Origin of the sequence: Pseudomonas sp. 7SR1, from assembly GCF_900156465.1 — a bacterium.
Lineage (GTDB): Bacteria > Pseudomonadota > Gammaproteobacteria > Pseudomonadales > Pseudomonadaceae > Aquipseudomonas.
Genome location: NZ_LT707064.1, coordinates 1680418 through 1695979, shown reverse-complemented (window position 1 = coordinate 1695979; position 15562 = coordinate 1680418). Strand labels below are relative to the sequence as shown.

General features: G+C 62.2%; 14 protein-coding genes. 2 read left to right on the top strand and 12 right to left on the bottom strand.

Annotated features, from left to right (window positions below; translation table 11 throughout):
- Positions 1-101 precede the first annotated feature (101 nt).
- From BW992_RS07620 to BW992_RS07590, 7 genes are all read right to left on the bottom strand, one after another.
- A complete protein-coding gene (locus tag BW992_RS07620) occupies positions 102-1067 on the bottom strand; it encodes a response regulator (RefSeq protein WP_072397240.1) in 966 nt (321 codons plus the stop codon).
- A 168-nt stretch (positions 1068-1235) separates the two neighbouring features.
- Positions 1236-1997, bottom strand: a complete 762-nt coding sequence (gene phoU / locus BW992_RS07615; protein ID WP_030139132.1) for a phosphate signaling complex protein PhoU — start codon at positions 1995-1997, stop codon at positions 1236-1238.
- A gap of 109 nt (positions 1998-2106) precedes the next feature.
- Positions 2107-2940 carry a phosphate ABC transporter ATP-binding protein PstB gene (gene pstB, locus BW992_RS07610; protein ID WP_072397244.1) on the bottom strand — a complete coding sequence of 278 codons (834 nt, stop codon included), beginning with the start codon at positions 2938-2940 and terminating at the stop codon, positions 2107-2109.
- Positions 2941-3078: 138 nt separating this feature from the next.
- Positions 3079-4749 carry a phosphate ABC transporter permease PstA gene (gene pstA, locus BW992_RS07605; protein WP_076405919.1) on the bottom strand — a complete coding sequence of 557 codons (1671 nt, stop codon included), beginning with the start codon at positions 4747-4749 and terminating at the stop codon, positions 3079-3081.
- Positions 4750-4764: 15 nt separating this feature from the next.
- On the bottom strand, positions 4765-6798 hold the full coding sequence (locus BW992_RS07600) for an ABC transporter permease subunit (protein WP_172834652.1): 2034 nt from the start codon (positions 6796-6798) through the stop codon (positions 4765-4767).
- A 468-nt stretch (positions 6799-7266) separates the two neighbouring features.
- Complete coding sequence (locus tag BW992_RS07595) at positions 7267-8265, bottom strand: phosphate ABC transporter substrate-binding protein PstS (RefSeq protein WP_072397249.1); 999 nt, start codon at positions 8263-8265, stop codon at positions 7267-7269.
- 157 nt (positions 8266-8422) lie between these two features.
- Positions 8423-9721: an MFS transporter gene (locus BW992_RS07590; RefSeq protein ID WP_072397261.1), complete on the bottom strand. Its 1299-nt coding sequence runs from the start codon at positions 9719-9721 to the stop codon at positions 8423-8425.
- Positions 9722-10191: 470 nt separating this feature from the next.
- Between BW992_RS07590 and BW992_RS07585 the strand changes: the two genes are divergently transcribed.
- Both BW992_RS07585 and BW992_RS07580 read left to right on the top strand, forming a co-directional pair.
- On the top strand, positions 10192-10596 hold the full coding sequence (locus BW992_RS07585; protein ID WP_024777863.1) for an acyl-CoA thioesterase: 405 nt from the start codon (positions 10192-10194) through the stop codon (positions 10594-10596).
- Positions 10597-10653: 57 nt separating this feature from the next.
- A complete protein-coding gene (locus tag BW992_RS07580) occupies positions 10654-11553 on the top strand; it encodes a D-hexose-6-phosphate mutarotase (protein WP_076405917.1) in 900 nt (299 codons plus the stop codon).
- A 73-nt stretch (positions 11554-11626) separates the two neighbouring features.
- Here the strand turns inward: BW992_RS07580 and BW992_RS07575 are convergent, their stop codons facing one another.
- The 5 genes from BW992_RS07575 to BW992_RS07555 form a co-directional block, all read right to left on the bottom strand.
- Positions 11627-12163, bottom strand: a complete 537-nt coding sequence (locus BW992_RS07575) for a DUF3299 domain-containing protein (protein WP_072397263.1) — start codon at positions 12161-12163, stop codon at positions 11627-11629.
- An 87-nt stretch (positions 12164-12250) separates the two neighbouring features.
- Positions 12251-12496: a GlsB/YeaQ/YmgE family stress response membrane protein gene (locus BW992_RS07570; protein WP_039593587.1), complete on the bottom strand. Its 246-nt coding sequence runs from the start codon at positions 12494-12496 to the stop codon at positions 12251-12253.
- 100 nt (positions 12497-12596) lie between these two features.
- Entirely contained in the window at positions 12597-13682 is a 1086-nt protein-coding gene (locus BW992_RS07565) for a 5-(carboxyamino)imidazole ribonucleotide synthase (protein WP_072397265.1), read from the bottom strand.
- Positions 13683-13694: 12 nt separating this feature from the next.
- On the bottom strand, positions 13695-14186 hold the full coding sequence (gene purE, locus BW992_RS07560; protein WP_003196369.1) for a 5-(carboxyamino)imidazole ribonucleotide mutase: 492 nt from the start codon (positions 14184-14186) through the stop codon (positions 13695-13697).
- Positions 14187-14519: 333 nt separating this feature from the next.
- Positions 14520-15437 carry a LysR substrate-binding domain-containing protein gene (locus BW992_RS07555; protein ID WP_072397267.1) on the bottom strand — a complete coding sequence of 306 codons (918 nt, stop codon included), beginning with the start codon at positions 15435-15437 and terminating at the stop codon, positions 14520-14522.
- Positions 15438-15562 lie beyond the last annotated feature (125 nt).

Sequence of the window (15562 nt, the reverse complement as noted above, 5' to 3'; positions counted from 1 at the left end):
AGGAGCCGGTCTTGAGCATGCTCTCACAGAGGACTGTGGATACTGCAGACCAATGTGGAAGCGAGCCCGCTCGCGACAGCGGGCTGGAGGCCGTCGCCGGATCAGGCGCCGGGAACGAAGTGCTTCTGCGCCGTGCCGCGGGCGATGAGGCGGGAGATGTAGTCGAGCTTCTGCGGGTCTTTGTCGACGAAGCGGAAGGTCAGTTGCAGCCATTCGCTATCCGGTGTCTGCTCATGGGCGACGATGGCGTGCAGATAACCGTTCAGGCGCGCGGTTTCGGCGTTGTCGCCCTGCTCCATGTCCAGCACGGAGCTTTCAAGCACCTGAGGCAGGGTGTCGGTGCGCTTGACCACCAGCAGCGCTTCCTTGAGGCTCAGGGCCTTGATCACGCATTGCTGGGTGCCGCTGGACAGGCGCAACTGGCCCTGGCCGCGGTTGGCGGTCGCTGCGGAGGCGGCCGGCGCCTTGACGGGCGGGCTGTTGAGCAAGCCACGGGCCGGCGCGGCGGCGGGAGCAGCCGGTGCGGCAGCGGCAGGGGCAGCGGCGGCCGGTCTGGCGGCAGCAGGAGCTGGCGCGGCAGCCGTCACTACCGGCGCGCCCTTGCCGCCGGTCAGTGCGCTGAGGGAGTCGTTGCCGAACGCCGAGTTCATCTTGGTCGGGGCGCTGTTCATCAGGGTGTCGAGCTTGCCGACCTTGTGCAAGGCCTGCTTGACCTTGGTCAGCAACTGTTCGTTGGTGAAGGGCTTGCTGACGTAGCCGGAAACGCCGGCCTGGATCGCCTGGACCACGTTCTCCTTGTCGCCACGGCTGGTGACCATCACGAACGGCATACCCTTGAGGTTGTCCTGCTGGCGGCACCAGGTGAGCAACTCAAGACCGGACATCTCCGGCATTTCCCAGTCGCACAGCACTAGGTCGAATGCCTCACGGGCCAGCAGGGCCTGGGCTTTCCTGCCGTTCACCGCGTCCTCGATACGGATGCCCGGGAAGTAATTGCGCAGGCACTTCTTCACCAGGTCACGAATGAACGAAGCATCGTCCACGACCAACACACTGACCTTACTCATCCAGATCCACCTCTAAAAAATCCCGGCAAGCATACCGCTTTTACTGATGGCATATTGCCAAAAACCGTCAGTCACGCCGGGACTTTTCGTTCGCGGGGTGCTGCTTTCGATTAAAAAGGCCACAAAAAAAAGCCCGACCAGAAGGCCGGGCGCTTTTCTTGGGCAATCTTACTTATCGTCAGTTTCACCCGGAACATTAGCGGTTTCGGACGGGGTGCCCTCAACTTCTTCCTTCATTCGCTTGAGCCCCATGTGCCGTACATCGGTGCCACGCACGAGATAGATCACAAGTTCCGAGATGTTGCGCGCATGATCGCCGATACGCTCCAGGGAACGCAGGACCCAGATGATGCTCAGCACCCGGGAGATGGAACGCGGGTCTTCCATCATGTAGGTCGCCAGCTCGCGCAGGGCGGTCTTGTATTCGCGGTCGATGATCTTGTCGTACTGGGCCACCGACAGCGCCAGGTCGGCGTCGAAACGGGCAAAGGCGTCCAGGGCATCGCGCACCATGTTGCGCACCTGGTCACCGATGTGGCGAACCTCGACGTAACCGCGCGGCGCCTCGCCCTCTTCGCACAACTGGATGGCGCGGCGAGCGATCTTGGTGGCTTCGTCGCCGATCCGCTCAAGATCGATCACTGACTTGGAGATGCTGATGATCAAGCGCAGGTCGGAAGCAGCGGGTTGGCGACGGGCCAGAATGCGCAGGCACTCCTCGTCGATGTTGCGCTCCATCTGGTTGATCTGGTCGTCGATCTCGCGCACTTGCTGGGCCAGGCCCGAATCGGCCTCGATCAGCGCGGTCACCGCGTCGTTGACCTGCTTTTCCACCAGCCCGCCCATGGCCAGCAGGTGACTGCGCACTTCCTCCAGCTCGGCGTTGAACTGTGCGGAAATGTGGTGAGTAAGGCCTTCCTTCGAAATCATCTTGTTCGCTCCGCGAAAGTTGCAAGCTTCAAGCTGCAAGCTTCAAGCAGTTAAATGTTGATCCGGATCGCATCTGCCGCCTGTGCTCTGCGGCTTGCAACGGCCTCGACTAGCCATAACGACCGGTGATGTAGTCTTCGGTCTGCTTCTTGGCCGGATTGGTGAACAGCGTATCGGTATCGCCGAATTCCACCAGTTTGCCCATGTACATGAACGCGGTGTAGTCGGAGACCCGAGCCGCCTGTTGCATGTTGTGGGTCACGATGACGATGGTGAACTTGGACTTGAGTTCGTAGATCAGCTCCTCGACCTTCAGGGTCGAGATCGGGTCCAGGGCCGAGCAAGGCTCGTCGAGCAGCAATACTTCCGGCTCCACGGCGATGGTGCGGGCAATCACCAGACGCTGCTGCTGACCACCGGACAGGCCCAGGGCCGAGTCGTGCAGGCGATCCTTGACTTCATCCCACAGGGCCGCGCCCTTGAGCGCCCACTCCACGGCTTCGTCGAGTACGCGCTTCTTGTTGATGCCCTGGATGCGCAGGCCATAGACCACGTTCTCGTAGATGGTCTTGGGGAACGGGTTGGGCTTCTGGAACACCATGCCCACGCGACGGCGCAGCTCGGCCACGTCTTCGCCCTTGCGGTAGATGTTGTTGCCGTAGAGGTTGATCTCACCCTCGACGCGGCAACCGTCCACCAGGTCGTTCATGCGGTTGAAGGTGCGCAGCAGGGTGGACTTGCCGCAACCCGACGGACCGATGAACGCGGTCACGCGCTGTTTCGGGATGTTCAGGCTGACGTCGTACAGCGCCTGCTTCTGGCCGTAGAACAGGTTCAGGCCGGGCACTTCGATGGCGACGGTTTCTTCGGCCAGGTTCAGGCTCTGCTTGTCGCGGCCCAGGGCCGACATGTTGATGCCGTGTGTATGTGCTTCGTGTTGCATGGGAGGCTCCCTGTGCTAACAAATTCGGTTCGGTTGTGTGGGAGCGAGCCTGCTCGCGTTTCTGGCACCTCGGCCCGGCGCTGGACCGAGGCGATGCCATCGCGAGCAGGCTCGCTCCCACAGAAAATCAGTGCGTAATCAACTATCCAGTGCCTTGTACTTCTCGCGCAGGTGGTTACGGATCCACACCGCCGACAGGTTCAATATCGCGATCACCAGTACCAGCAGCAGCGCCGTGGCGTAGACCAACGGCCGCGCCGCTTCTACGTTCGGACTCTGGAAGCCCACGTCATAGATATGGAAGCCCAGGTGCATGATCTTCTGGTCCAGGTGCAGGTACGGGTAGTTACCGTCCAGCGGCAGCGAAGGTGCCAGTTTCACCACGCCCACCAGCATCAGCGGCGCCACTTCGCCCGCGGCGCGGGCCACGGCGAGGATCATGCCGGTCATCATCGCCGGGCTCGCCATGGGCAGCACGATCTTCCACAGCGTCTCGGCCTTGGTCGCGCCGAGGGCCAGGGAGCCTTCGCGCACGGTCCGCGGGATACGCGCCAGGCCTTCCTCGGTCGCCACGATCACCACCGGCACCGCCAGCAGCGCCAGGGTCAGGGACGCCCAGAGCAGGCCAGGAGTCCCGAAGGTCGGCGCCGGCAGGGCTTCGGGGAAGAACAGCCGGTCGACCGAACCACCCAGCACGTAGACGAAGAAGCCCAGGCCGAACACGCCGTACACGATGGCCGGGACGCCCGCCAGGTTGTTCACGGCGATACGGATCAGCCGGGTCATGGTGCCTTGGCGCGCATATTCGCGCAGGTATACAGCCGCCAGTACGCCGAACGGCGTCACGATCATCGCCATGATCAGGGTCATCATCACGGTGCCGAAGATCGCCGGGAAAATCCCGCCTTCGGTGTTGGCTTCACGAGGGTCGTCGCTGAGGAACTCCCAGACCTTGCTGAAATAGAACCCCAGCTTGGTGAAGGTACCCATGCCGTTCGGCTGATAGGCGTGCACCACCTTGCCGATGCTGATTTCCACTTCCTTGCCGTTGGCATCCCGGGCGGTCAGGCTGTCGCGGTTGAACTGGGCGTGCAGGTCGGTCAGGCGTACCTCGATGTCCTTGTAGCGAGCGTTGAGCTCGGCACGCTCGCTGTCCAGGTCGGCCTGGGCCGAGGCGTCAAGCTTGCCGTCCAGCTCCAGCTTGCGACCGTGCAGGCGGATACGCTCCAGTCCGGCGTTGATCGCACCGATCTCGACCTTCTCCAGGGTCTTGAGCTCCGCGGCCAGTTGGTTGACGCGCTCCACCCGGGCCTGCAACTGCGGCCAGGCGGCCTCGCCTTCGGCAACGACCTTGCCCTCCTCCTTGACGTTGACCAGGTAGCCGTAGAAGTTGCCCCACTCGCGGCGCTCGATGGCCATCAGCTCCGGTGGCGTGGTCTGGTTGGTCAGCCAGTCGCCGACGATCCAGGTGAAGTCGGTGCCATTGAGGTCCCGGTTACCCACCTTCACCAGCTCGCGGGTCATGAACTCGGGGCCTTCGTCGGGCACCGGCAGGCCAGCGCTTTTCAGCCGCTCGCGAGGCACTTCTTCTTTCTGCACCACTTCGCCGACCACCAGGTGACTGGGCATGCCCGGCACGTTGTAGCTGGCGTGGATCAGGTCCGCCGGCCAGAAGTGGCCCAGGCCGCGCACGGCAATCACTGCCAGCAGGCCAATGGTCATGATCACCGCGATGGACACCGCGCCACCGCTGATCCAGACGCCGGGGGCGCCGCTCTTGAACCATCCTTTCAGGGAGTGCTGTTTCACAGACTTCTACCTTTCTTAAAGCGACGAATATTTCTTGCGCAGACGCTGACGGATCAGCTCGGCGAGGGTGTTCATGACAAAGGTGAACAGCAGCAACACCAGTGCCGACAGGAACAGTACGCGGTAATGGCTGCCACCGACTTCAGACTCGGGCATCTCCACCGCCACGTTGGCCGCCAGGGTGCGCAGGCCTTCGAACAGGTTCATTTCCATGACCGGCGTATTACCGGTGGCCATCAGCACGATCATGGTCTCGCCCACCGCCCGGCCCATGCCGATCATCAGTGCCGAGAAAATGCCCGGACTGGCAGTGAGGATCACCACGCGGGTCATGGTCTGCCACGGCGTGGCACCCAGGGCCAGGGAGCCCAGGGTCAGGCCGCGAGGTACGCTGAATACGGCGTCTTCGGCGATGGAGTAGATGTTCGGGATCACCGCGAAACCCATCGCCAGGCCCACCACCAGGGCGTTGCGCTGGTCATAGGTGATGCCCAGGTCATGGGAAATCCACATGCGCATGTCGCCGCCGAAGAACCAGGCTTCCATGTACGGGCTCATGTACAGCGACAGCCAGCCCACGAACATGATCACCGGAATCAGCAGCGCGCTCTCCCAGCCGTCCGGCACTTTCAGGCGAATCGACTCGGGCAGGCGGCTGAAGGCGAAGCCGGACACCAGGATGCCGATGGGCAACAGCATCAGCAGGCTGAAGATACCTGGCAGATGCCCTTCCACGTACGGCGCCAGGAACAGGCCGGCGAAGAAACCGAGGATCACCGTCGGCATCGCTTCCATCAGCTCGATCACCGGCTTGACCTTGCGGCGCATGCCGGGGGCCATGAAGTAGGCGGTGTAGATCGCGGCGGCGACGGCCAGCGGCGCGGCCAGCAGCATGGCGTAGAACGCGGCCTTGAGCGTACCGAAGGTCAGCGGGGAAAGGCTCAGCTTGGGTTCGAAGTCGGTGTTGGCGGCGGTCGATTGCCAGACGTATTTAGGCTCGTCGTAGTTCTCGTACCAGACCTTGCTCCACAGGGCGCTCCAGGACACTTCCGGGTGCGGGTTGTCCAGGGTCAGCGGCTGCAGCTTGCCGCCCTGCTCCACGATCAGGCGGTTGGCCCGCGGCGACATGCCGAACAGACCTTGGCCATCGACCACCTGGTCCACCAGCAGGGTGCGGTGGGCGGTACTGTGGAACACGCCGAGCTTGCCGGCGGCATCGAGGGCGACGAAGCCTTTGCGGCGCTCTTCGGCGCTGATCTCGACGATCGGCGTGGTGCCCATCTGGAAGGTGCGGATCTGCTTCAGGCGTTGCTCGCCGTCCGCATCGCGGGCCATGAACCATTGGGCCAGGCCACCCTTGGAATCACCGAAGATCAGCGAGATCCCCCCCACCAGCTGGGCGGCGGCGGTGATCTGGGCTTCGGCGTTTTCCAGCAGCTTGTAGCGGCCGTTGAGGCTCTTGTCCCGCAGGTTGAACACGTCGGCCTGGGCCCGGCCGTTGACCACATACAGCCATTGCTGGCGAGGGTCGACGAAGATGTTCTTCACCGGCTCGGTCATCTGCGGCAGCTCGATGCGCGTCTGCTCGCTGGTGATCTCGCCGGTCATCATGTTTTCTTCGCTGGTGAGCGACAGCACCTGCAACTGGGCACCGCTGGAACCGGCAAGCAACAGGGTCGAATCGGTGGCGTTGAGGCTGACGTGCTCCAGGGGCGCGCCCTGCTCGCTCAAGACGATCGGCGTCTCACCATAAGGATATTCGACGGCAGGCGAGATGGTTTTCTTGCCGTCCGGGTAGGTGACCTTATAGGTATGACGGAACACCAGGGCCTGGCCATTGGACAGGCCGATCACCACCAGCGGGCTGCCGGGCTGGTCTTCGCCAATGGACGTCACGCTGGCGCCGGCCGGGACCGGCAGGTCGACACGGCGCAGTTCGGCGCCGCTGGTCAGGTCGAAGAACAGCGCCTGGCCCTTGTCGGAAACCCGCATGGCCACCTGGTTCTGCTCTTCGATGGAGATCATCAGCGGTTTGCCGGCGTCCTGCATCCAGGCCGGCGTGATGGAGTCCTTGGCCGTCAGGTCCGCACCCTGGAACAGCGGGAGCACGACATAGGCCAGGAAGAAGAAAATCAGGGTAATGGCCGCCAGGACGGCAAGGCCACCCACCAGCACGTACCAGCGGGTCAGGCGATCCTTGAGCGCGCGGACGCGACGCTTGCGTTGAAGCTCAGGCGTATTGAAATCAATGCGCTTGGGAGGGGAAGTCGTAGTCATTGTGGAATTGGCCAGATCATTCATGCGCACACCCTAGCGATCCTGTATGACAGAAAGATGACAATGCAGTGACGCAACAAATCCGCCGCCGAACAAACCGGCAGCGGACAGGAATTTGTGTGTGGGAGCGAGCCCGTTCGCGACAGCATCGGGCCGGTCGACATCGACGTCGAATGCACCGGCCTCTTCGCGAGCAGGCCCGCTTCCACAAAAGCCCGGGCGCCGGCCCGGGCTCAGGGCTTACTTCTTGGCGACGTTGCCGCCTTCCGACAGACCCAGGTCAGCCAGGGCCTTGGCGGCTACCTTGGCTGGCAGTGGGATGTAGCCATCCTTGACCACGACTTCCTGGCCTTGCTTGGACAGGATCAGCTTCACGAACTCGGCTTCCAGGGGAGCCAGAGGCTTGTTCGGAGCCTTGTTGACATACACGTAGAGGAAACGCGACAGCGGGTACTTGCCGTTCAGGGCGTTCTCTTCGGTGTCCTCGACGAACTCAGTGCTGCCTTTCTTGGCCAGGGCCACGGTCTTCACGCTGGCGGTCTTGTAGCCGATGCCCGAGTAGCCCACGCCGTTGAGCGAAGAGCTGATGGACTGCACGACCGAAGCCGAACCTGGTTGCTCGTTGACGTTTGGCTTGTAGTCGCCTTTGCACAGGGCTTCTTCCTTGAAGTAGCCGTAGGTGCCGGATACCGAGTTACGACCGAACAGTTGGACCGGCTTGTTGGCCAGGTCACCGGTCACGCCCAGGTCACCCCAGGTCTTGACGTCGGTCTTGCCGCCGCACAGACGAGTGGAGGAGAAGATCGCGTCGACCTGCTCCATGGTCAGGTGCTGGATCGGGTTGTCCTTGTGCACGAATACGGCCAGGGCGTCCACGGCAACCGGGATAGCGGTTGGCTTGTAGCCGTACTTCTGTTCGAAGGCCTGCAGTTCGTTGTCCTTCATCTTGCGGCTCATCGGGCCCAGGTTGGAGGTGCCTTCGGTGAGTGCGGGCGGCGCGGTGGAGGAACCGGCGGCCTGGATCTGGATGTTTACGTTCGGGTATTCTTTCTTGTAGTTCTCGGCCCACAAGGTCATCAGGTTGGCCAGGGTATCGGAGCCGACGCTGGACAGGTTGCCCGACACACCAGTGGTCTTGGTGTAGCTCGGGATCGCAGGGTCAACAGCGGCAACCGCGTTGGCAGTCGCAACGCCAGCAGCGACAAAAGTCATTGCCGCCATCAAACGCTTCAGTTTCATGCCTTACTCCTAGCAGATAGGGTGTGTTAAGTCGGCCAAGTATCTGTAAGCCGTGTGAACACTCTATGGCTGAAATATGACAATTGGATGAAAGGCCAGCATCGAGTTTTACAAGATGTCGTGGCAAGGGGATTTATCTCCTCGCCACAGAACCGGTCTAGCGCCCTTTTTTCCAGAGATAGGCCCCTACCACCATCCCGACGCCACACAGCACCGCCACGTAATAGGCCGGTCCCATCGGGCTTTCCTTGAGCAGCAGGCTGACGATCATTGGCGTCAGGCCGCCGAAAATCGCGTAGGCAACGTTGTAGGAGAACGACAGGCCGCTGAAGCGCACCACCGGCGGAAAGGCCTTGACCATGACATAGGGAACCGCGCCGATGGTGCCCACCAGAAGACCGGTGAGGGCATACATCGGGAACAGCCACTGCGGATGCTCGGCCAGGTTGTGGTAGAAGGTCCAGCTACTGGCCAGCAATGCGGCGCAGCCGAACACGAAGACACGTCCCGCGCCGAAGCGGTCGGCCAGCACACCGGCCAGGATGCAGCCGATGCTCAGCATCACGATCGCCAGGCTGTTGGACTGCAGGGCGGTGGTCGGCTGGAAGTGATAGACCGTCTGCAGGACCGTCGGGGTCATCAGGATCAGCACCACGATGGCGGCGGACAACAACCAGGTCAGCAGCATGGAAACGATGATGGCGCCTCGATGGTCACGCAGCACTGCGCGCAACGGCACTTCTTCGGCCAATGCCTTGCGCAGCTGCAGCTCCGCGAATACCGGAGTCTCGTGCAGCCACTGGCGCAGGTACACCGAGAAAAGACCGAACACGCCGCCCAGCAGGAACGGAATCCGCCAGGCGAACTCCGCCACTTCCACGGGCGTATAAAGGCTGTTGATGGCGGTGGCCACCAGCGACCCCAGCAGGATCCCCGCCGTCAGGCCGGAAGTGAGGGTGCCGCAGGCATAACCGATGTGGCGCGCCGGAACGTGTTCGGAAACGAATACCCAAGCCCCCGGCACTTCGCCACCGATGGCCGCCCCTTGGATCACCCGCATAAGCAACAGCAGGATCGGCGCCCACATGCCGATCTGCGCATAAGTGGGTAACAGACCCATGATCAGGGTAGGCACCGCCATCATGAAGATGCTCAAGGTGAACATCTTCTTGCGTCCCAGCAGGTCGCCGAAGTGAGCCATGATGATCCCGCCCAGCGGACGGGCCAGGTAACCGGCGGCAAAAATGCCGAACGTCTGCATCAGGCGCAGCCACTCGGGCATTTCGGCGGGAAAGAACAATTTCCCGACCACGGTGGCGAAGAACACGAAAATGATGAAATCGTAGAACTCCAGCGCGCCGCCCAGGGCCGATAGCGACAGGGTCTTGTAATCATTGCGGGTCAGCGGACGGGCGGGTTGCGCGGGTGTTGCCGTGCTCGAAGGCGCAGTGGTCATGGGAGGGGCTTCTCTTATAGTCGTTTCCGCAACCCACCGATACGGGTTGGGGCAAGGTTTGGCACGATAGCAAATTGTTCGAAAAAGCACATGGAGACGTGCCCTTGGGCATCGAAAATCGGAGCCGGGTGTCCAGTTGCGCAAACGGGCGCCTTGAGAAGCGGCAATGCAGCATGACGGCGAGGGACGCCATCAAAGGAGAACCTTATTGGGGAATGAGGGCACTAGTGGTCGTCTCGACGTCTATCGCCCGATATACTCGCAAGCTTGCGACACTCTGTAAGGGGTTGCTGTGCGAAAACGTCGTTGGTGGGCGCAATGAAAAACCAGCCGGTTTCGCAGAGTATCCCTTTGGCACGCCTTTACGAAAAACGTGACGAACGCAGCATGTTCGGGCTGAATCGTTTTTTACAAAGACGGCTATTCACCTGAAGTACAAGACAGAGTTACGGGTCAGAGGCCCCTTCGGCATGATAGAGCTCGAGCAAGAAGATCCAATCCCGCAAGGCGACCTGGCCCTGCAGATCACCGCACTTCCCCGTGACACCAACGGCTTTGGCGATATTTTCGGCGGCTGGCTGGTGTCCCAGATGGACCTGGCCGGCACGGCAATGGCCAGCCGGGTAGCCGGCGGGCGCGTGGCGACCGTGGCGATCGATCGCATGGCGTTCCTGGTGCCGGTAGCGGTGGGTGCACAACTGTCGTTCTACACCCAGACCCTGGAAATCGGTCGCAGCTCGATCCAGATGATGGTCGAGGTCTGGAGCGACGATCCGCTGTCCAGTGAATGGCGCAAGGTCACCGAGGCCGTGTTCGTGTTCGTCGCCATCGATGGCAGCGGTCGCACCCGTTCGGTTCCGCCCCGCGCCCGTTAAACACGGCGACCGTTTTGCGGTCCATTGCAGTTCCTGTTCCCGAGCGAGATTTGCAGCATGCCTACGCCCAATGTCGAAGCCGTCAAACTGGATGAACTCAATGGATGGCACATTCGCCACGGCCAGGCCGAGTTGCTGGTGGCCCAGCAAGGCGCGCATATCCTCAGCTATCAAGTGGACGGCCAGCCGCCGCTGATCTGGCTCAACGACCAGGCCACCTTCAAGACCGGCAAGAGCATCCGCGCCGGTGTCCCGGTGTGCTGGCCATGGTTCGGCAACCTCACCCGCAACCCCGACAGCGTACAAGCCATGCGCGTGAGCAACGAGCCAGCCACCGCCCACGGCCTAGTGCGGGCTATGGACTGGACATTGAAGGGCATCGAAGCCGAAGGCGACAGCCTGAAGGTGGAGTTCGTGCTGCCTTATCCTGAGAACGGCCTGTCGGGCTGGCCCCATCAGGTGGACCTGACGCTGGCCATCGTGATGGACACGCAGTTGCACATCAGCCTCACCAGCCATAACCGTGGCAGCGAGACCGTCAGCCTCAGCCAGGCGCTACACAGCTATTTCGCCGTCAGCGATGTCCGCAACGTGCATGTCCAAGGGGTCGATGGCCTGAGTTACATCGAGACCCTGGACGACTGGAACACAGCGACCCAGGCCGGTGACCTGCATTTTTCCGGCGAGACGGATCGCATCTATCTCGATACCCCGCCGACGCTGAGCATCGTGGACCCGCACTGGACACGACGGATCGAACTGACCAGCAGCGGTTCGCGTTCGGCGGTGATCTGGAACCCCTGGACCGAACGCGCCAAGGCCTTCAGCGACATGGCCGACGATGGCTGGCAGCGCATGCTGTGCATCGAAACGGCGAATGTGATGGACGATGTGGTGACCTTGCTGCCAGAGGCCAGCCATACCCTTGGCGTGAGCATCAGCAGCAAGCCGCTCTAAGCCACGCCACAAAAACCACAGCGGGAGCGAGCCTGCTCGCTCCCGCATGGTTTTGGGTCAGCCGAGCAGTCGGTTACAGATCCGCGTCCTGCACTACCCTCACCTTCTGCGCGTCCAGCGCATACGCCGCGCTCGCCAGGTCGTTGTCGACCTTTTCGATCTTCAGCGTGCCGGTCACCCATAACGGGGTGTAGATGTCATCCAGCTTCAGGCCCTTGGGGTAACGCACCAGTACCAACTGGTTGGGCGGCGGTGGCGGAACGTGGATGCAGGCGCCAGGGTATGGCACCAGGAAAAACAGCGTGCTGTGACCCTTGGCATCGGTTTCCAAGGGTACCGGATAACCGCCGATGCGGATGTGCTTGTCGTTCATCGACGCCACGGTCTTGGTCGAATACATCACCGCCGGCAAGCCCTTGCTCTGTTTCAGGCCGCCTTTCTGAGTGAAGGTGCCATCGGCTTCCGGGGAGTTGTGGTCGATCTCGGGCATGGCCTCGAGGGCTTTCTGGTCCGACTTGGGCATCAGCTCGAGCCAGTCGGTTTCCGGCAGTTCGGCTGCATGGGCCAAGGCACTGCCCAGCAAAAGAAGGGTCAACACTAGACGGCGCATGAAAGGGCTCGGCAAAGAGTGAAAGGTAGGACGCCGGGCATTCTAGCCCTCTCTACGCGCCGTAGAGAGGGCCTTGACGCATTTGATTCAGTTTCTTTTGATCAGGCCGTAGATCACCAGCAATACGACCGCGCCCACCAGGGCACCGATGAAGCCGGCACCTTCGCCCGCCTGGTAGATGCCCAGGGCCTGGCCGCCATAGGTGGCTGCCAACGAACCGCCAATACCGAGCAGAATGGTCATGATCCAGCCCATGCTGTCATCACCCGGTTTCAGGAAGCGCGCCAGCAGGCCAACGATCAAGCCGATAAAGATGGTTCCGATGATTCCCATGGCATTTCCTCTTGAGTAGGACTCATGCCAAAGCCTAGTCAGGCTTTGGCACCTTGCCATGAGAGAATCCTGCCGACGAATGGTTCCAAAATGTTGCGGATCAATGCTCGGCGATCAGCGTCTCGACCTTGATGATCTGCTGGGCCAGCGTGGCCCGATCGGCACACCGCAGGTTGGCGTGGCCGACCTTGCGTCCGGCCTTGAACGCCTTGCCGTAGTGATGCAGATGGCAGTCGGCGATTGCCAGGACTTTCTCGGTGTCCGGCACCTTGCCGATGAAGTTGAGCATCGCGCTTTCGCCGACCTTGGCGGTCGAACCCAGGGGCAGCCCGGCCACCGCCCTGAGGTGGTTTTCGAACTGGCTGCACTCGGCGCCCTCGGTGGTCCAGTGCCCGGAGTTGTGCACCCGAGGGGCGATCTCGTTGGCCTTGAGGCCGCCGTCCACTTCAAAGAACTCGAACGCCATCACGCCGACGTAATCGAGCTGCTTGAGCACCCGGCTGGAGTAGTCCTCGGCCAGTGCCTGCAGCGGGTGGTCGGTGCTGGCGACGGACAGCTTGAGGATGCCGTCCTTGTGGGTGTTGTGCACCAGCGGATAGAAACGGATCTCACCGTCGCGGGCACGCACGGCGATCAGCGAGACTTCCCCGGTAAATGGTACGAAGCCTTCCAGCAGGCAGCCCACGCTGCCCAGCTCGGCGAATGTACCGGCCACGTCTTCGGGCGTGCGCAGGACTTTCTGGCCCTTGCCGTCGTAGCCCAGGGTGCGGGTCTTGAGCACGGCCGGCAGGCCGATGGACGCGACGGCGGCGTCCAGGTCGGCCTGGGACTGAATGTCGGCGAAGGCCGGGGTGGGAATGCCCAGGTCCTTGAACATGTTCTTTTCGAACCAGCGGTCTCGCGCGATGCGCAAGGCCTCGGCGCTCGGGTAGACCGGAACGAACTGGGACAGGAAGGCAACGGTCTCGGCCGGGACGCTTTCGAATTCGAAGGTCACCAGATCGACTTCATCGGCCAGTTGGCGAAGGTGGTCCTGGTCGCCGTAGTCAGCCCGCAGATGCTCGCCCAGGGCACTGGCACAAGCGTCCGGGGCCGGGTCCAGGAAAGCGAAGTTCATCCCCAGCGGCGTACCCGCCAGGGCCAACATGCGGCCCAACTGGCCGCCACCGATTACACCGATCTTCATTCGTCAACCACCTCAGGCAATGCGTGGGTCCGGATTGTCCAGGACGCTGTCTGTCTGTTCAGCGCGGAATTTCTTCAATACGGTATGAAATTGTGGGTGCTTGGCGCCCAGGATGCTCGCCGAGAGCAGGGCCGCGTTGATCGCGCCAGCCTTGCCGATGGCCAGGGTCGCGACCGGAATGCCGGCCGGCATCTGCACGATGGACAGCAGCGAATCGACTCCCGAGAGCATCGACGACTGTACCGGCACGCCCAGCACCGGCAGGTGCGTCTTGGCCGCACACATGCCCGGCAGGTGGGCCGCGCCACCGGCACCGGCGATGATCACCTCGATGCCACGAGCCTCGGCCTCTTCGGCGTACTGGAACAGCAGATCCGGGGTGCGGTGGGCGGAAACCACTTTCACCTCATAGGGGATGCCGAGCTTTTCCAGCATATCGGCGGTGTGGCTAAGGGTGGACCAATCGGACTTGGAGCCCATGATCACGCCAACCAGTGCACTCATCGTCGTGCCTCTTCTCTCTGGGCGCCCGCGGGCGCGTCAAAAAACAACAAGCCACGCGGGAAACCAGCGTGGCTTGTTGTACGAATTATGGCCGGGCGAACCGACCGAAGGCCGGGCAGTATACCGAAAACGGTGCGTTAAACGCATCTTCGCCGACCATCTGTCATTTGGGCTGAAGCGGCGGCTTTATTGACTCGCAGGTCAGCGAGGGAACAGCCCGCATCCCTGTGGGAGCGAGCTTGATCGCGATAGCGGTGTGTCAGTCGCCATCAATGCTGCAGAGCCAACGCCATTGCGAGCAAGCTCGCTCCCACAAGGGGTTGCGTGTTGTTTTCAGGATCCGATGGCACCCTGGGCCACGCCCCCCTCGAGCTTGCGCCAGAGCAGTCGTACATTGGCCTTGCGCACCAGGGCGCAGCGATACAGGCGGATCTCCAGCGGTACATGCCATTGGGTACCGCCGCAGATCACCAGTTCACCTCGGGCCAGCTCGGCGCGCACGCTCAGTTGCGGCACCCAGGCGATGCCCAGGCCTTCCAGGGCCATGCTCTTGAGGCTGTCGGCCATGGCCGTTTCGTAGACCGTGGTGAAACGCAGCGCCCGCTGGCGCAGCAACTGGTTCACCGAGCGTCCGAGGAACGCCCCGGCGCTGTAGGCCAGCAACGGCACGCTGGCCTCGCCTTCGAGATCGAACAGCGGCCTGCCATCGGCATCGGCGGCGCATACCGGCAGCATTTCGGTCTGGCCCAGGTGCAGTGACGGGAAGATCTCCGGATCCATCTGCATGGCCGAATCCGGGTCATAGAAGGCCAGCATCAAATCGCAGCCGCCTTCGCGCAGGGCATGGACGGCATCGCCCACGTTGGTGGCCACCAGCCGGGTGGCGATGTTCATGCCTTCATTGCGCAGTTGGGCGATCCAGCGTGGGAAAAAGCCCAGGGCCAGGGAATGCGCGGCCGCCACCTGTATCACCTCGCCCTGTCCACCCTCCAGGTGATGCAGGTGACGCAGCACCTCGCCCAGTTGCTCCACCACGGTGCGTGCCGTCACCAGGAACAACTGCCCCGCCGCCGTCAGTTCCACCGGCGTGCGGGAGCGGTTGACCAGCGTCAGCCCCAGCGCCGCCTCAAGGCTGCGGATGCGTCGGCTGAAAGCCGGTTGCGTCACGAAGCGGCGCTCGGCCGCCTGGGAGAAACTGCGAGTGGCGGCCAGGGCACTGAAGTCCTCGAGCCATTTGCTTTCAAGATTCATCACGTTCTCCCTGCACATGCCCAACGCATGCACGACACACGCACCAAAACAGGTCACACGTTCGCCGTTCGCCCGGCGTCACATGTGCATTATGCCGAATATGCATAGGGCAGTGTTTAACAGCA